We start from the raw sequence: 16,652 nt of genomic DNA, 5'->3' as shown, positions 1-16,652 counted from the left end.
AGATCTCGACCGCCCGGCTCACGAGCCGAGATCCCTCACAACAAAGGAGTTGCAATGCGATCGACCCGACGCCGCGCGGCGATGGCGCTGGCACTGCCCACCGCCGCAGTCCTCGCCCTCTCGGCTTGCGCCCCGGTGGAGGAACGACCGCCTCCTCCGGCGGCGACAACACCCTCACCCTCGGCATGACCGCGGACATCCCCGGACTGAGCGTCCTCATCCAGCCCGCCTATCAGGGCTGGTTCGCCGATGCCGCCTGGGACACCCTCCTCATCTGCGACGAGTTCGGAAAGCCCTCCCCACAGCTCGCCGAGGAATGGGAGTACAACGAAGACCGGTCGTCCGCGACCCTGAAGCTGCGCGAGGGAGTGAAGTTCTCTGACGGTTCGGACTTCGATGCCGCAGACGTCGAGGCGAGCCTTACAGCCGCTGGCGAGGTGAGCGCTCGATTCGAGGGGCTCACGTACGACAGCCCTGACGCGAATACCATCACCATCAATTTCCCCCAGCCCATCCCCACCCTCGACCTCATCATGTGCGAAGCGAACATCACCTCGTCCGAGGCGATCGAAAGCGGCAACCTGGACAACGAGGTCGTCGGCTCCGGCCCCTACACCTACCAGCCCGGCGACAGCACCGTCGGCTCCACCTACACGCTCACCAAGAACCCCGACTACTGGGACGCCGAGACCTACCCCTACGACAAGCTCGTCCTCAAGGTCTTCACCAACGAGACCGCTGCACTCAACGCGCTGAAGACGGACCAGATCAACGGCACTCTCGTGTCCGCTGCGACCGTCGACGAGGCGAAGAGCTCGGGTCAGGACATCGTCACTCTGCGAGGTGTGACCACCCGCCTGCTTCTGACCGACCACAACGGAGAGAAGATCCCCGCGCTCGGTGACCTCCGTGTGCGCCAGGCGATGAACATGGTCTTCGACCGCGACTCCATCGCCGAGCAGCTCTACCGCGGCTACGCCGACCCTGCGTTCCAGATCTTCCGTCCCGGCAGCGATGCCTACCTCGACGATGCGACGGACCCGTACCCGTACGACGTCGAGAAGGCGAAGGCGCTCATGGCCGAAGCCGGCTACGCCGATGGCTTCACGCTGCAGATCCCGTTCCTCGAGGGCCAGAACCACGACCTGCTGTTCCCCTACATCACCGCGCAGCTGGCGGAGCTGAACATCACCGTCGAGCAGGCGAACCTGTCCGGTCCGGACGCGATCACGAACCTCCTCAGCGGCGACTACCCCGTTCCGCTCTGGCAGCTCGGCAACTACGGCGAGTCGCTCCAGGACATCAAGGACTACGTCCTCCCCGACGGTATCTGGAACGTGTCGCACCAGACCGACGCGACCATCGACGGCCTCTGGCAGCAGATCCTCGCGGGAACCCCCGAGGAGCGGGTCGCTGCCGAGCAGGAGATCAACCAGTACATCATCGACCAGGCCTGGTTCGTACCGATGGCCTATCCCGACGGCTTCTACGCTCACAGCCCGAGCGTCGAGATCCCGACCGTCTCCGACTTCGCAGCGCTGCACCCCCTGCTGCGCGACTTCCAGTAATCGACGTCGACGGGCCCCACCATGCTGCTCTCTTTGCAAAAAGCCTTCTCCGAGCACTCGCGGTACTGCTCCTCGTGAGCTTCGCCACCTTCAGCCTGATGTTCAGCAACGGCACCGGCATCGCCCGGTCCGTGCTCGGGCCGACCGCTTCGGACGAACAGGTTCAGGCGGAAGTGGCACGACTGGGGCTCGATCGACCGCTCGTCGTCCAGTACATCGACTGGCTCTCCGGAGCCGTCGGGGGCGACCTCGGGTCCTCCTATCTCACCGGACAGTCGGTGACGGATGCGCTCTCGTCACGCGTTCCCGTGACGCTCTCGCTCATCCTCATCACCCTCCTCATCACGACCGTCATCAGCGTGCTCCTCGGCGTGACGGCGGCGCTCTACGGAGGCTGGATCGACCGCCTGGTCCAGTTCATCTCCGTCCTCGGCGCCGCCGTCCCGCCGTTCATCGTGGCGATCGGACTCGTCTTCGCTTTCGCGATCGCTGTGCCCTACTTCCCCGCCACCGGCTACATCAAGGCGACGGACAGCGTGCAGGGGTGGATCTGGGCGCTCACCCTCCCCGTTCTCGCCCTCATCGTCGGGAGCGTGGCCAATCGCCGCCGCGCAGTTCCGTGGAGCCGTCGCCGACACCCTGTCTCGGGACTTCGTCCGCACGCTGCGCGCTCGCGGCATTCCGGAGTCGCAGCTCGTGTTCCGGCACGTCCTGCGCAACGCAGCCGGCCCGGGTCTCGTCGCCCTCGGTCTGCTCACGCTGGGCCTGTTCGGAGGCACCCTCTTCATCGAGGAGGTGTTCGCGCTTCCCGGCGTCGGCCAGCTCGCCAACCTCTCCGCTCAGGCGGGAGACGTGCCGATGGTGATGGGAACGGTCATCTTCGTGATCGTCCTCGTGCTCGTCGTCAACTTCCTCACCGATCTCCTCAGTGCCGCCCTCAACCCGAAAGCGCGGATCCGATGACCATCGACCAGCACGGGGTGGATCCGGTCGCCGACGGAACCGCAGCTCTCGTCGCACCGCGGCGCCGCTCGACCTTCGGCTCCCTGCTCCGCAACCCTCTCGCCGCGATCAGCCTCGTCTTCCTCCTGGCCGTCGTCATCATCGGCCTCGCCAGCACCTGGATCGCCCCCTTCGCCCCCAACGCGACCGATCTCGCATCGACGAACGCGGCGCCCTTCACAGAGGGACATCTCTTCGGAGCCGACGCCTCGGGTCGCGACATCCTCTCGCGCCTGATGTGGGGAACTCAGCAGACGATCATCGCCTGCGTCCTCGTCCTGGGCGTCTCGCTCCTGCTCGGCCTCACCTTCGGGCTGATCGCCGGCTACTACCGCGGCAAGGCCGAGGCGATCATCAACTTCGTCTCGGACGTGGTCCAGTCCCTGCCCGGCATCGTCATGCTGATCGCCCTGTACGCACTGACCGGCCCGAACATCCCCGCGGCCATGACCGTCCTCGGCGTGATCGTCGCCCCGTCCTTCTACCGCCTCGTGCGCTCGGTCGTCGTCTCGGTACGCTCCGAGCTCTACATCGACGCGGCGAAGGTCGTCGGCTTGTCCGATTTCCGGATCGTGGGTCGGCACGTCCTCTCCGCAGTCCGCGCTCCCGTGATCGTGCAGAGCTCCTTCGTCCTCGCGACTGCGATCGCGATCCTCGCCGGCGTCGACTTCCTCGGTCTCGGCGATCCATCGCAGCCCTCCTGGGGTCGGATCCTGCAGGAGGCATTCAACAACATCTACACGAACCCGGCGAACGTCCTCTGGCCGGCCCTGCTGATCAGCATGTCGATCCTGGCGCTCGTCCTGCTCGGAAACGGCCTTCGCGACACTCTCCAGGCCTCCAACCGCAGTGCCGTGCTCAAGCCCGCCCGACGCAAGGCGCTCCTGCGCTCGGCACACGACGAGCGCGTCGCCGGTGCCAACGATCTGACGCCTCGACGCGACGACATCCTGACGATCCGCGACCTCCGAGTCGGGTGCCCCCGGACAGCGCAGGAAGTGACAGAGGTCGTGCACGGCGTCGACTTCGATCTCAGCCGCGGCGAGATCCACGGGCTGGTCGGTGAATCCGGCTCCGGGAAGTCCCAGATCGCCTTCTCCATCCTCGGCATCCTTCCCCGCGAGGCGGTCGTCCTCGGCGGCAGCGTCTTCTTCGAGGGCAAGGACCTGCTCGCCGACAAGGCACGTCTGCGCAAGGTCCGCGGTCGGAGCATCGCCTACATCCCGCAAGAGCCGATGTCGAACCTCGACCCGTCCTTCACCGTCGGAGCCCAGCTCGTCTACGGCCTCCGAGCCGCTACCGGAGCCTCGAAGAAGGATGCGCGGGACCAGCTGTCCGCACTTCTGAAGCGAGTGGGGATCACGGACGCGGAACGCGTCATGAAGCTCTACCCGCACGAGATCTCCGGCGGCATGGCGCAGCGCGTCCTGATCTGCGGCGCAGTCGCATCGAACCCGCAGCTGATCATCGCCGACGAACCGACCACCGCTCTCGACGTCACCGTCCAGGCCGAGGTGCTCGAACTGCTCCGCGAACTGAGCACGGAACGAGGACTCGCCATGATCATCGTCACCCACAATCTCGGCGTCGTCGCCGACATCTGCGACACGGTCAGCGTGATGCGGGCGGGACGCATCGTCGAGACAGGCACTGTCGACGAGCTCTTCGCCGCACCACAGAACCCGTATACGCAGGACCTCCTGGCCTCCTCGCGTCAGGTCGAACTCCTGGAGGTGTCCGATGACTGAACCGCTCCTGCGCATCGCCGACCTGGCCGTCCGCTACGGAGGCAAGCGCGGCGGGAAGACGGTCATCGAGAACGTCTCCCTCGATCTGGCCGCTGGAGAGACCGTCAGCCTCGTCGGCGAATCCGGATCCGGGAAGACGACGATCGGCCGCGCCATCCTCGGACTCGCACCCGTCACGGGAGGCTCCATCGAGTTCCGCGGGCAGCGGATCGACTCGCTCTCGCGAGCGCGCCGGCGCGTCATCGCCAAGGACATCCAGGTCATCTTCCAAGACCCGTACTCCTCCCTGAACCCTTCGATGACGATCGAGAGCATCCTGGTCGAGCCACTCCGCGCCGCCGGAGCCTCCACCGGACGCACCCGCGTCCGCGAACTGCTCGACGCCGTCGGACTCCCCGACGACGCCGCCGGGCAGTACCTGGGGAGTTCTCCGGCGGCCAGCGACAGCGCGTCGCCATCGCTCGCGCCCTCGCCATGGAACCCGCGGTGATCGTCTGCGACGAACCGACGAGCGCCCTGGACGTGACCACGCAGGCCCGCGTCCTCGCACTGCTCAAGGCACTGCAGCAGGACACCGGCGTCGCCTACCTCTTCATCAGCCACGACCTCGGCGTCGTGCACTCCATCAGCGACCGCATCGCCGTCCTCAACGGCGGGCACATCGTGGAACTCGGAGACGCCCACCAGGTCGCGACGTCTCCCCAGCACCCGTACACACGTCGGCTGCAGATGGCCGCCCCCGTCGCCGACCCACCGCGACAGCGCGCCCGCCGACAGGCCCGCCTCGACGCACTCGCCGCACCGGTTCCCGCGGACGGCACGACCTCCACCTGAGTGGAGCCGCGAGGCCGCCGCCTCACCCGTAAGGAAACCGATGGCTCATTCAGCCACCCCAACCGCTCCCCGACTCGACCACCGCACCGACACCGGCAACGTTCTCGGACTCGCCGGCAGGACACCCGCGCTGTCCTGGACCGTGCCCTCAGCCGACCCCGACTACACGCAGCTCCGATACGAGATCGAGATCGCTAGGGAAAGCGGAACGCGCAGCTTCACCGTCGACACGGCGGATCAGGTGCTCGTCCCGTGGCCCGACGAGCCCCTCCTCTCCCGCGAGAGAATCGCGGTCCGCGTGCCGTGTCGCCCAGGACGAGTGGAGCGGATGGAGCGAGCCGACCACCGCGGAGGCCGGACTCTTCGATGAATCCGACTGGACGGCGCACTTCATCAGCCCGGTCGAGAAGGGTGGTCTTCGCCAGGCCGCTCCCGAGCTGCGTGGAGTCCTCGCAGTTCCCGCAGGAGTGGTCAGCGCGCGTCTCTACGCGACAGCGCACGGCATCTACTCCGCACGGCTGAACGGCCAGCCAGTGGACGACAGCGTCCCTCGCCCCCGGATGGACCGCCTACCAGCACCGCCTGCGCTACCAGGTCTACGACGTCACGGATCTCGTCGTCGAAGGGGCGAACACCCTCGACGTCGTGCTCGGCAACGGCTGGTGGCGCGGACGCTTCGGATTCCTCGGAGAGCGGGCCATCTACGGCGACCGCCTCGCCCTCCTTGCACAGCTCGAGGTGACGACCGCCGACGGCACCCTCCTCGTCCTCGACACGGACGAGCGGTGGACCGCGCGTTCCACCGGCATCCTCGCCGACGACATCTACGACGGACGAGACCACCGACCTCCGCATCGATGGCTCCTCCCCTTTCGATGGAGCAGTCGAGCAGGTGGACGCCGATCTCACCCGGCTCGTCGGAGCCGACGGTCCACCGATGCGTGAAACCGAAGAGATCCCCGCCGTCTCGGTGTGGACGACGCCCAGTGGCGCGACTCTCGTGGACTTCGGGCAGAACGTGGTGGGCTGGGTGCGGATCACGGCCGAGAACGGCCAGGCCGGCGACGAGGTGATCATCCGGCACGCGGAGGTCCTCGAAGCGGGCGAACTCGGAACCGGACCACTGCGCGACAGGCGAGCGACGGACATCTACTGCCTCAGCGGCGCCAACTCGGAGATTCTCGAGCCGTCCCTCACCTTCCACGGCTTCCGCTACGCCGAGATCACCGGCCTGCGCGACATCCAGACGAAGGACGTGCACGCCGTCGTCATCGGCACCGACCTGCGGAGGACCGGCTGGTTCGACTCCTCCGACCCGATGCTGAACCGCCTGCACGAGAACGTGGTCTGGGGAATGCGCGGCAACTTCCTCGACGTGCCGACCGACTGCCCGCAGCAGGACGAACGGCTCGGCTGGACCGGAGACATCCAGGCCTTCGCCCCGACCGCGACGTTCCTCTTCGACAGCGCCGGATTCCTCACCTCGTGGCTCGCCGACCTCGCCGCCGAGCAGGCGCCGGACGGCAGCGTTCCGCACGTCGTCCCGGACATCCTGCGAACGGCGCTCACCTCCGCACCCGCAGCCGCCTGGGGCGACGCCGCGACAGTGGTCCCCTGGGTCCTCTGGCAGCGCACCGGCTACCGGCATCCTGCGACAGCAGTACGCCAGCATGCGCGCCTGGGTCGACAAGGTGGCAGCCTCGCCGGCGACGATCTCATCTGGCGCGGCGGCTTCCAGTACGGCGACTGGCTCGACCCGACAGCACCCCACGACGACGCGGCGGAAGCGAAAGCGGATCCGGACGTCGTCGCGACGGCCTACTTCGCGCACTCCGCACGACTCCTCGCCGACACGGCCCGAGAACTCGGACACTCGGGGGACGCAGACCGATACAGCGACCTCGCCGACGCCGTGAGTGACGCCTTCCGCCGAGAATTCGTGACCCCCGCCGGCCGCATCCTCTCCGACGCTCAGACCGTTACGTCCTCGCCCTCGGGTGGGACCTCCTCCCCGCCCGGAGCCGAGCGGCGGCCGGCGCCCGCCTCGCCGACCTCGTGCGCACCGGAGCCTTCCGAATCGCCACCGGCTTCATCGGCACCCCGCTGATCACCGACGCACTCGCGAACGCCGGCTACCGGGCCTCGCCCCACCGCCTGCTCCAGCGAGACGAAGGCACCGTCCTGGCTGTACCCGATCACGATGGGCGCCACCACCGTCTGGGAGCGCTGGGACGGCCTTCTGCCGGACGGGACGATCAACCCCAGCGGAACTGTGCCTCCGCCGACCACTGCGCCCTCGGCAGCGTCATCGACTGGATGCGCCGCCACTCGCCGGCCTCGCCCCGCGCGAGCCCGGCTACCGCCTCATCGAGGTCAAGCCGCTCCGCCGGCTCACCTCGATCGAGCGTCGACGTGGCTACCTCACTCCGTGCGGCGAAGGCGGCCGCCAGCAGCGCGCAGAGGGGACGGCACCCTGACCTTCGACGTGACCGTCCCGGTCGGAGCGAGTGCTGAAGTGACGCTGCCTGGTGAATCGTCCCCGCTACTCGTGCGGCACGGCCACCACATCTGGACGATCGCCGACGAGGAGCAGAGCCCGGACGTCGCCGAGAATGCCGTGCGCGAGCTCGTGGGCGACCCCGAGCGCTGGGCGGAATTCGAAGCGACAGCACTCGACGCGGGGCTCGCCCCTGGCGACGTCCCGCCTCGCCACTCCCTTCTCGGCCCCTTCCTGGACCGACCCGTCGACGACCTCCTCCCGGCGGTGTGGACGAAGGGGTGGCCCTCGCCTGCAGCGCTCCAGATCCTCGCCGATGTCCTCGCCCTGCTGCCTCGTCGAGCAGCACACCGGCAGCCGCCCCCGCACAGGCCACACCCGGAGAGCCACGACGAGCCGCGATCGAGCACCTCGCGCCAGAGCACCTCCGCTGGCCACCAGGCCGAGGGTGAGGCTGCGCGCGGAGGAGGTGGCTCTCGAGGAAGAGATCTCGCCGAGCAGCGCGGTGAGGCCGATCATCCCCGGGTTCTTCCCCGACCCGGCCATCCTGCCGGAAGGGCGAGGACTACTACCTCGCCCACGTCGAGCTTCCGAGTACGTCCCCGGCGCCCCCATCTTCCACAGCCGCGACCTCATCACCTGGGGGCGGATCGGCAACATCCTGACCACGAGGGACCAGTTCCGCCGCCGGCGCGACAGGGCCCTCCACCGGGATCTACGGCTCGACCCTGCGCGCACCACGGCGGACGGCTACCGGTTCATCACCTACCAACGTCGGCGATTTCGAATCCGGCCAGGTGATCGTGCACGCCGAGGATCCCGCCGGACCGTGGAGCGACCCCGTCTTCGATTCCCGAAGCGCCGGGCATCGACCCCGACCTGTGCTGGGACGACGAAGAGCGGGCAAGTGCTATCTCCTCGCTGGCACCTGCTCGACTTCTGCCGTCGGAGGACAGGGGATCCATGCCAAGCGCCGATCGATCCGGAGACGGGGTCCTTCCACTCGAGCCCGACTACCCGATCTGGCGGGGCAGCGGCAGCGCGAGGCCGCGGAGGTCCGCATCTTCTACCACATCGGCTCGTACTGAGTGCCTGCTCCTCGCTGAGGGCGGCGCCGAGCGAGGGCGCTGCGTCACCGTCGCGCGCGGCACCTCGCCACGCGGCCCCCTTCGAGGGCGATCCCCGCAATCCCGTCTTCACCCGCACGCAGCAGCTCACACTCGGTGCAGAACGTCGCAGCCACGCCGACCTCGATGCCGACGCCGACGGGAGGGAGTGGGCTGCCGTCTGCCTCGGAGCCAGGCCACGGGGATCCACACCGGGATTCCACGTCCTCGGTCGCGAGACGTTCCTCGCGGGCATCGACTGGATCGACGGCTGGCCTGTGTTTGAGGAGGACCGCTTCCGCATCCCTGCGGCCGAGACGGCGTTCCATGACGATTTCACCTCCGAGCAGCTTGACCCGCTTGATGGGTGGTCCCCGATGGTGAGCCGGAGTCCCTCGTCGTCAGCACAGCTACCGGGCTTGCTTTCCGCAGCAGCGGTCAGGCGGTCGATCATCTCTGCTGCCGGGTCCGCGACTTCTCCTGGCGGGCGGAGGCGGATGTCTCCATCGATGGGTCGTTCGGCCTCCGACTCGACGACCGGCACTGGTGCGGGCTCGTCCTCGAGGACGGTCGCGTCCGGGTGATCGTGAGGATCGGCGACCTGCGGCAGGAGACCGCGGGCGTCCAGGTCACAGGTGAAGATGTGATCCTCGTGCTCGGAAACGGTGGAACCGAAGACTCGTCCGGTAGCCGTTCGGCTACGCCGGCCCGGACGACGTCGTCCTCTCCGTGCGCTCGGGCGGGGTCTCGACCGAGCTCGCCCGGCTCGACGGTCGCTACTTCTCCACGGAGGTCGCCGCCGGCTTCACCGGACGCACACTCGCTGTCGGCTCCCACTCCCCGCAGGGCACATCGGTCCGATCTCCTACAGGCCGACGACCGACCTGGAGCACCGCGGCTCCCGACGGACCCGAGTCCTCGGGACCCTGCTGGCCGCGCTGCTCACGGGGCCAGCGGGGATGAGCTCCTCGCCAGTGAGTCCGGCTAGCTCAACTCAGAGCGCACCATCACGGCCCAAGCAACGACGACAGCTCTGCCCGACGAGTCTTCCGGCTGCGCCGGCAGAACTGCTCGTCCGCGGACTACTTCACGATGACGCGGACTCTCGCGAGGTTCGCCACGTTCGCGAAGGGCTCGCCGTATCGCCGTCGCGCTGCGACGCGACCTGCCACCGTCACGAAGTACGTGCCGGGCTTCGAGAAGGTCGTGCTGTTCGTCGTCGTCACGCTCGCGGCAGGCGACGTCAAGGTCGAAGGTCCGTACTCCCCGAGCCGCGCAGGTCCCACTCGGCGCTGACGATCGATCCGGTGCCGGTGGGAGCCTGCGCCTTCGCGGTGAAGGTCACCTTCTCGCCGACGCGTACCTCGATCCTGTCCTTCCCAGCCGCGGTCAGGGTCACTACGGGCTGAACGCCCTCGCGCTGCGATGCCGTCGCCGGCACGAGGACCTGGTTCTGCAAGACGGAGTACCGCGTGGATGCGGGAGGAGCGATTCCGCGCTCGGCCCAGGCGCTCACATCGCGCAGAGCCTGCTCGACACTGTCCGTGAACTCGACGAGCCGGGAGGCCTTCTCGCCGGTGACCGGACCCTCCTGGTGATCCGCGTGATCGTTGAAGTAGACGCGGAAGGTGTCGTCGAACGAAGCTCGAGGACGCCTTCGACCTTGTCGGCGTACCACGTCGCACCCCACGGCACGGCGTCGCTGTCGTAGAGGTTCTCGACGACGATCGCCTTCATCGTCACGGCACCGCTTAGGCGGCGCCGCCCGTGGTGACGTTCGCGATGATCGGGGAGACCTGAACCGGGCGCTGGGGGTAGATCGGCGTTCCGTCCGCCTTGCGGAACTGGTCCCACTGCGTGAACTCGCGGCTGGTGGGGACCTGATGGCGGTGGTAGCCGAACATCGCGAGGTGCCAGAGGTTGTCGATGCGCACCGAGCTGCCGACCGCCAGAGCCGAGACGACCGCGGGATCCGCGTCGGCGTTGAGGATGAAGACGTCCGTGTTCGCATCGAAGGTGCCCGTCAGACGACCGACCGGAGCGGCTCCGGCTGAACCCTGCAGCGTGAAGTCCGTGGTCTTGTCCGCGCCGGCCGGGACACCGCTGAGGGCGATGCTCGTGCGGCCGTCAGCGCCGACGCTGACAGCCGTCACCGTCCCAGTGGTGTCGAACTTCGCGGCGCGGGTCTTGTCGCCGAGCTCGGACTTCTCGGTTCCGAGGTAGCCGGGCAGGGACCAGAAATCCGCAGCGTACGTGCGGTCGATGTTCCTCACGGTGTCGACGAAGATGCCGTCGTCGGAGAGGTCGACGTAGTCGAAGTCCTCCCAGGCGCGCGGAGAGTGCTCGAAGCGGGTCACCTGCACGGCGAGAGTCTTCTGGAGCGCCGTCAGGCCCAGCGACGGAGTCGATCCGGCCACCGACCGATGCGATGTCCCGATCTGCGCGGCCTTGTCCTTGAGGACGAAGCCCGCGAGTGCTCGCATGCTGGCGGTGATTCGCGAACGACACCGGCGTCGCGAGAATGGATGGCACGGCACCCTGCCACACGTCTCGCGTGTTCTCTGCTGCACCGACCGACTGGTAGGAGCCACCGCTGCCGCCGTAGACGTACCCGTAGATCGTCCGGTGCGGCGCGGCCATGGTACTCGGCGGCGACAGTACGGGCGATTTTCGCGGCGGCGGCGTCGTGGCGGTAGCCGACCGTGCCGGTCGTCTGGACCGTGTAGCCGCCGCTCGCGGCACCGAAGGCGACGACGCGGTCCTCCGCGTTCTCGTCCTGGATCGGGTAGACCCTCTGGAAGAAGCGGCCTTCCCACTGCGCGGCCGGCGGCAGGTAGATCGTGAAGCGCGTCTGCGTCCCGTCGAAGTGCCCCATGACCTTCCGGACAGGCACCGGACTCTGCACATCGGTCGTGCTGTCGATGACAGGGGTGGAGTAGAGCGGGTCGACGCGGGTCGCGTCGACGCAGGACTGCACCGGTCGGGCCGGTCGGGCATGCCGCAGCCTCCGCGCTGCGGTGACGGGCGGTGCTGCCGCGAGCCCGAGGATGAGTGTGGCGGCGGCGACGGTTCCGAGCAGGGCGCGCCGTGCGTTCCGGTCGCTCGGGGTTCGCGATGACCGGCTCACCGGTCGTGGAACGCCAGTGTTCATGGTGATCTCTCCATCTTCATCGGTGGATGGGAGAAGTCGCGGCGCCGGTCGCGCTGAGCTCGGGCCGTGACTGCTCCAGGGCCTCCTCTCATCGTCGCTACAACGGTGCGGAGGTGCGGCCGACGCTAGAAGAGGCGGTGTGAGTCGTCAAAAGCGTTGCGCAAATACTGATCGGAGAACATCACGGCGATGAGGCGATGGGCGGAGACGTCAGAGAAGGTGAGTCAGTGCCGCCGTCGACGCGGAAGAACGCCGGTGGCGTAGCTCGACTCGTCGCTGACGAGGGAGACCATGATCCCCTCGACGTCCACGGCGGAGCCGGGGCGGTCGCGCGGGATGCGTGGGGTGATCGCCGCTCGGGCGTCCGCGTCGCCGGAGATCGCGGTGACGAGCGGCGTCTCGGTGTAGCCGGGGACGACGGTGTTGACGCACGTGGAGATCAACCCCCGACGAGATGGCGTCACCGCAGCCGCATTCCTGACCCGAGCGGCCGCCTACTTCGCCCGACGGGGCATCACCCGTATCCACCGCGTCCTCTCGGACGACTCCTTCGCATTCCGCTCAGCCGTCGCAGACCTCGGGGCACGACAGAAGTGCATCACGCACCACTGCCCCTGGCAGAACGGGAGAGTCGAACGCTTCAACCGCACCCTCGCCGCCGACTGGGCCTATCGGCAACCGTTCACCAGCGACCAAGCCCGCACCGCCGCCCTTGCACCCTGGATCAGCACTACAACACTGGCCGTATCCCTCGAGCCATGGCCTACACTCGCGGCACGTGTGTCACCAACGAGCTGACCCAGCACACGTGGCGCCGCGGGAGACCAGCTCGCGCGGTCCGCTCGTCCTGATCGCACGAGCTGCGGCGTCGATCCGTGCCCACCCAGTCGTCAGCGCGCCGATCGCGGCGGCAGCAGGTCGACGCACTCGCCCCGGAGCGGAGTGAGGATCGCCTCCGCGACGTCCTCGAGCTGATCGAGCTGCGAGTCCTCGAGCAGGGCGAACACCCGTGCGCGGACCTCGGCGACGTGCCCGGGCTCGACCTCGGCGAGGAGGCCTCGCGCCCGCGGCCGTCAGCCTCGCGAGCGTGCGCCGCGCATCCGAGGGTCGGTGCTGCGGGCGAGGAGGCCGCGCTTCTCGAGTCGCCCCACGATGCGCGACAGGTGCGACGGAGTGACGCTGGCCGTCGCGGCCAGGCGGCTCATGTGGATCTCGCGGTCCTCGCCGAGCGAGAGGCAGCGCAGCACCCCGAACTCGGCGTGGCTGAGATCGGCGGCCTGCTCGAGGTAGGCGTCGAGCTCGGCGGGCAGCCACATCATGACGCCCACCAGCAGGGTCCAGGTCGGTCCTGCTGGGGCGAGAGTCGATCGGCCGCGGTCACCCTCGCAGACTACATTCACTTGCCACGGAAAGCATTCGGGGATAGCTTCCTCCGCAGCAAGCATCCGCTGCTGCGAACCCCGTCAGAAAGCAGAACCCCGTGCGCGCTGCCCGCTTCCACTCCTACCGGTGCCCCGACGTCCTCACCGTCGAGGAAGCCCCCGAGCCCCGCGCCGGCGAGGAGGCGGTGCGGATCCGCGTGCTCGCGACGAGCGTGAATCCGATCGACGTCCTGCTCCGCGCCGGCCACCTCGCCCCCTACCTGCCCCTTGACCTGCCGGCGATCCCCGGTCGCGACGCCGTCGGCGTCGTCGACGAGGTCGGCGCCGGAGTGACGGACGCGCAGGTCGGCGATCTCGTCTTCGGACTGGGCCGGAGTGAGCGACACGACGGCCGAGTACGCGGTCCTCACCGCCTGGAGCAGCGTCCCCGAGCAGTGGTCGACCGAGCAGGCCGCGGCGGCCGGGCTCGCCTCCGCCACGGCGGCCGCCGCCCTCGGTGCTCTGGGCGACCTCGACGGCGCGACGCTGCTCATCGAGGGCGCCTCGGGCGCCGGTCGGCAGCGCGGCCGCCGCGTTCGCCCTCGCCGCCGGCGCGACCGTGATCGGCCGGCGCGCGGAGAGCAACCTCGCGTTCCTCGACGCGCTCGGAGTCGCCGCCACGACCTACGGCCCGGGGTCTCGCCGAGCGGGTGGCCCGGCTCGCACCCCACGGTGTGGACGCCGCACTGCACTCGGCCCCGTCCGACTCCCTGCCGGACCTGCTGGCGATCGTGGGCGACCCCTCCCGCGTCGTCACCGTGATCGACGACCGCGGCGCCGCCCGGCTGGGCCTGCGGAAGGTCGACGCCCGCAACGAGTCGGCGCTGCTGCGGCACGCCGCCGCGCTGGGCGGCAGCGGCCTCTACACGCCGCGCGTCGACCACGTGCTCCCGCTGGCCGACATCGCCCGCGCGCACACCGTCGCCGAGAGCGGCAGCGGCAAGGTGGTCGTCCTCGTGCGGCCCTAGACCGCCCCGTCCCCCGCCGTGCCCCCCGTCCCCGGGGCGGTCACGCCCGAGGACCCCCGCTCGGGCGACGCGGGGTCCGTCTCGTAGGGAGGATCCGTCTCGTGCCCGGTCGCTCCTCCGCCGGCTCCGCGCTCGGTCTGACGGAAGGACCACGGGACCGCCTTGCTCGACTCCACGACCCTCCAGGTCGCCTTCGGGGTCACCACTCTCACCCTCTTCCCTGCTCTTCGCCCTCGTCACGTTCGCACCACCCGGTCGGCCTTCAGCTTCTGGTGGTGCACCGCGCTCGCGCTGTTCATGGGCGGCTCGCTCGCCTACCTGCGCGACGGCACGCCGGGCAGGTGTGGGCGAATCCGCTGGGCAACGGCCTGATCGTCGCGGGCGCCGCGAGCGTGTGGATGGGCAGCCGCTCGCTGCGCGGCCGGCCGACGCCGTGGTGGCTCGTGATCGCTCCGACGGTGCTGGTCGTCTCGGTCTCGGCGTTCGACTCGCCCGCCGTGAACGACTGGTCGGGGCCCGCTCTACCTCGCCCTCATGGCGACCCTGATCGGGCTGTCGACCCGCGAGATCGCCCTCCTCGCCGCCGGGCACTCGCGACGCGCTGGCCGCTGCTGCTCTCCTCCGAGCCCTCGCGGCCTACTACGCGGTGCGGTTCGGCGTGTTCTGGCGGTCGGTCCGCAGGCGTGCTGTTCCGCGACCTGGTTCGGCACGCCGTCGACGACCCTCATCACCCTGGTGCTGCTGGTCGTGGTGTCGTTCAGCATGGCGTCGCTCAGCGGCGAGCAGGTCGCGAGGATGCTCACCGCCCGGGCCGCCCGGACCCGGCGGGAGCTCGCCGACGGCGGAGGGGTGCAGCGCCGCCTGCAGCCCAAGTCGGTCCCGGACCTCCCGGGTTACGAGGTGGCGGGCGCCTGCGTGCCCAGCGGCGCGGTCAGCGGCGACTTCTTCGACTGGCAGCGCACCTCCGACGGTCTCGTCGTCACGCTCGCCGACGTCATGGGCAAGGGCGTCGGAGCGGCGATGATCGCGGCGACAGTCCGCGCGGCGCTGCGGATCACCCCGCCCTCGCTCGATCCGGGGAGCACGATGGCCCTCGTCGACCGCGCGGTGGAGCCCGACCTCGATGCGAACGAGGCCTTCGTCACGCTGCTGCACCGCGGCTCGACGCCGCGACCGGCGATGTCACCGCGGTCGACGCCGGTCACGGCCTCGGGGTGATCTGCCGGGCCGACGGCTCCCGCGAGCGCGTCCCCTCGCACAACCTGCCGCTCGGCGTCCTCGGCACGCAGGAGTGGGAGACGAGCGCCTTCCGACTGGGCCCCGGCGATCTGCTGCTGATCTGCAGCGACGGGGTGCTCGACCTGTTCGACGGGACGATGGAGGCGCTGGAGCGCGTGGCCGACGCCGCTGCGGCCGCCGCGCCCACCGCCTCGGCGGCGGTCGCGAGCATCACCCGGCTGGCGTCCGCGGGCGTGCTGCCGGACGACGTGACCGTGGTCGCGATCCGCCGGGCGGCGGGCTGAGCGCGCGGCGCCTCGCATCGGGCAGAATCGAGCGACCGGCGCCCTCTCCGGGACCGGTCGGCTTCCAGGGGACCACATGACTCGCACGCGCTCACGGCACCTCGTCCCGCTCCTGCTCGGCGCCTGCCTCGCCCTCGGGGCGACGGGATGCGCGGGAGCCGCCCCGTCCGCGTCGGACGCCCCGACTCCTCCCCCAGCGCGGAGGGAGCCGTCGTGTACCCGATGCCGGATCTCGGCCCGTCCCCGGCGCCGGCGCCCCTCGACGCCGACCGGCTCGAGGAGCTCCGGATCGAGCCAGCAGGACGAGCAGTGGCAGGCGGCGTCGTCGCCGGCTACCCGAGCGCCGTGCGGCCCGCGGACCCGTTCCTGCAGTACCGCGAGGAGGCCGCCGCCCCGGAGCTCGTCGACTGCCTCGGGCGGCGGGGTCCCCGTCGACATCGGCACGGACGCCGACGGCGAGGGACCCGCCGGGCTGATGGTGAGCCCCGTGGACGAGGCGGAGTCCGTCGCCTCGTTCACCTGCTGGAGCACCTACCCGACCACTCCGATCGCGCCGATGACGGCGGAGCAGATCGACTACCTCTACAGCTACCTGACCCAGTACCTCGTCCTGCTACGAGGCGAACGGAGCGACGATCCCGCCGCTCCGTCGCGCGCCGACTTCGTCGCGCAGTGGCCGCAGCAGGGCTGGTTCCCGACCACCGCCGAGTCCTCGTTCACGCTCGAGGAGGAGGCGGCGATCGAGGAGGCGTGCGTCCGCCCGATCTGACCCGTCAGCGCGGTCGGCGCTGCTCGACCGGAGGCAGCGGCGGGACGCCGCCGGCGGCCCGGACT

The 16,652-nt window shown here is 69.5% G+C and carries 16 protein-coding genes and 5 pseudogenes; 16 read left to right on the top strand and 5 right to left on the bottom strand.

Annotated features, from left to right (window positions below; translation table 11 throughout):
• Positions 1–125 precede the first annotated feature (125 nt).
• The 10 genes and pseudogenes from AC0CII_RS18450 to AC0CII_RS18405 form a co-directional block, all read left to right on the top strand.
• Complete coding sequence (locus tag AC0CII_RS18450; protein WP_465230271.1) at positions 126–1,568, top strand: ABC transporter substrate-binding protein; 1,443 nt, start codon at positions 126–128, stop codon at positions 1,566–1,568.
• Between the two features lie 98 nt (positions 1,569–1,666).
• Positions 1,667–1,831, top strand: a pseudogene (locus tag AC0CII_RS18445) (ABC transporter permease); the annotation flags it as partial.
• A gap of 226 nt (positions 1,832–2,057) precedes the next feature.
• On the top strand, positions 2,058–2,531 hold the full coding sequence (locus AC0CII_RS18440; protein WP_465230999.1) for an ABC transporter permease subunit: 474 nt from the start codon (positions 2,058–2,060) through the stop codon (positions 2,529–2,531).
• Positions 2,528–4,318 carry a dipeptide/oligopeptide/nickel ABC transporter permease/ATP-binding protein gene (locus AC0CII_RS18435; RefSeq protein ID WP_465230998.1) on the top strand — a complete coding sequence of 597 codons (1,791 nt, stop codon included), beginning with the start codon at positions 2,528–2,530 and terminating at the stop codon, positions 4,316–4,318. Before AC0CII_RS18440 ends, AC0CII_RS18435 begins: the two co-directional genes overlap by 4 nt.
• Complete coding sequence (locus tag AC0CII_RS18430; RefSeq protein ID WP_465230270.1) at positions 4,311–4,808, top strand: ATP-binding cassette domain-containing protein; 498 nt, start codon at positions 4,311–4,313, stop codon at positions 4,806–4,808. Before AC0CII_RS18435 ends, AC0CII_RS18430 begins: the two co-directional genes overlap by 8 nt.
• The gene (locus tag AC0CII_RS18425; protein ID WP_465230997.1) at positions 4,775–5,152 is read left to right on the top strand and encodes an ABC transporter ATP-binding protein; all 378 of its coding nucleotides are present in this window, start codon (positions 4,775–4,777) and stop codon (positions 5,150–5,152) included. Before AC0CII_RS18430 ends, AC0CII_RS18425 begins: the two co-directional genes overlap by 34 nt.
• A 40-nt stretch (positions 5,153–5,192) precedes the next feature.
• Entirely contained in the window at positions 5,193–5,522 is a 330-nt protein-coding gene (locus AC0CII_RS18420) for a glycoside hydrolase family 78 protein (protein ID WP_465230269.1), read from the top strand.
• Positions 5,523–5,734: 212 nt separating this feature from the next.
• Positions 5,735–6,097, top strand: a complete 363-nt coding sequence (locus AC0CII_RS18415) for an alpha-L-rhamnosidase N-terminal domain-containing protein (RefSeq protein ID WP_465230996.1) — start codon at positions 5,735–5,737, stop codon at positions 6,095–6,097.
• Positions 6,090–7,417 (top strand): annotated as a pseudogene (locus tag AC0CII_RS18410) (family 78 glycoside hydrolase catalytic domain); the annotation flags it as partial. The gene AC0CII_RS18415 and the pseudogene AC0CII_RS18410, both read left to right, overlap by 8 nt.
• Positions 7,326–8,450: pseudogene (locus AC0CII_RS18405) on the top strand (alpha-L-rhamnosidase-related protein); the annotation flags it as partial. The pseudogenes AC0CII_RS18410 and AC0CII_RS18405, both read left to right, overlap by 92 nt.
• Positions 8,451–9,837: 1,387 nt before the next feature.
• On the opposite strand, the gene AC0CII_RS18400 reads toward AC0CII_RS18405, so the two are convergent.
• From AC0CII_RS18400 to AC0CII_RS18385, 4 genes are all read right to left on the bottom strand, one after another.
• Complete coding sequence (locus AC0CII_RS18400) at positions 9,838–9,981, bottom strand: hypothetical protein (RefSeq protein WP_465230268.1); 144 nt, start codon at positions 9,979–9,981, stop codon at positions 9,838–9,840.
• Positions 9,982–9,998: 17 nt separating this feature from the next.
• A complete protein-coding gene (locus AC0CII_RS18395) occupies positions 9,999–10,445 on the bottom strand; it encodes a hypothetical protein (RefSeq protein WP_465230267.1) in 447 nt (148 codons plus the stop codon).
• 61 nt (positions 10,446–10,506) lie between these two features.
• Positions 10,507–11,238: a hypothetical protein gene (locus AC0CII_RS18390; RefSeq protein WP_465230266.1), complete on the bottom strand. Its 732-nt coding sequence runs from the start codon at positions 11,236–11,238 to the stop codon at positions 10,507–10,509.
• 892 nt (positions 11,239–12,130) lie between these two features.
• Positions 12,131–12,370: an SDR family oxidoreductase gene (locus AC0CII_RS18385; protein ID WP_465230265.1), complete on the bottom strand. Its 240-nt coding sequence runs from the start codon at positions 12,368–12,370 to the stop codon at positions 12,131–12,133.
• Here AC0CII_RS18385 and AC0CII_RS18380 point away from each other — a divergent pair.
• A pseudogene (locus AC0CII_RS18380) lies at positions 12,324–12,704 on the top strand (integrase core domain-containing protein); the annotation flags it as partial. The gene AC0CII_RS18385 and the pseudogene AC0CII_RS18380 sit on opposite strands and share 47 nt — an antisense overlap.
• A gap of 275 nt (positions 12,705–12,979) precedes the next feature.
• Here the strand turns inward: AC0CII_RS18380 and AC0CII_RS18375 are convergent.
• Positions 12,980–13,225, bottom strand: coding sequence for a MarR family transcriptional regulator (locus AC0CII_RS18375; RefSeq protein WP_465230995.1), 246 nt, complete (start codon positions 13,223–13,225; stop codon positions 12,980–12,982).
• A 161-nt stretch (positions 13,226–13,386) separates the two neighbouring features.
• On the opposite strand from AC0CII_RS18375, the pseudogene AC0CII_RS18370 reads away from it, so the two are divergent.
• The 5 genes and pseudogenes from AC0CII_RS18370 (at position 13,387) to AC0CII_RS18350 (ending at position 16,587) form a co-directional block, all read left to right on the top strand.
• Positions 13,387–14,295, top strand: a pseudogene (locus AC0CII_RS18370) (alcohol dehydrogenase catalytic domain-containing protein).
• A 162-nt stretch (positions 14,296–14,457) separates the two neighbouring features.
• Complete coding sequence (locus AC0CII_RS18365) at positions 14,458–14,667, top strand: hypothetical protein (protein WP_465230264.1); 210 nt, start codon at positions 14,458–14,460, stop codon at positions 14,665–14,667.
• 162 nt (positions 14,668–14,829) lie between these two features.
• Positions 14,830–15,513: a PP2C family protein-serine/threonine phosphatase gene (locus tag AC0CII_RS18360; protein ID WP_465230263.1), complete on the top strand. Its 684-nt coding sequence runs from the start codon at positions 14,830–14,832 to the stop codon at positions 15,511–15,513.
• Positions 15,510–15,818, top strand: a complete 309-nt coding sequence (locus AC0CII_RS18355; RefSeq protein ID WP_465230262.1) for a SpoIIE family protein phosphatase — start codon at positions 15,510–15,512, stop codon at positions 15,816–15,818. The genes AC0CII_RS18360 and AC0CII_RS18355 overlap by 4 nt, the downstream gene beginning before the upstream one ends.
• 76 nt (positions 15,819–15,894) lie before the next feature.
• Positions 15,895–16,587 carry a hypothetical protein gene (locus AC0CII_RS18350; protein ID WP_465230261.1) on the top strand — a complete coding sequence of 231 codons (693 nt, stop codon included), beginning with the start codon at positions 15,895–15,897 and terminating at the stop codon, positions 16,585–16,587.
• The last annotated feature ends 65 nt before the right edge of the window (positions 16,588–16,652 follow it).

Source organism: Rathayibacter sp. AC182, assembly GCF_979253875.1.
This window is presented reverse-complemented; position numbering and strand designations above follow the sequence as displayed.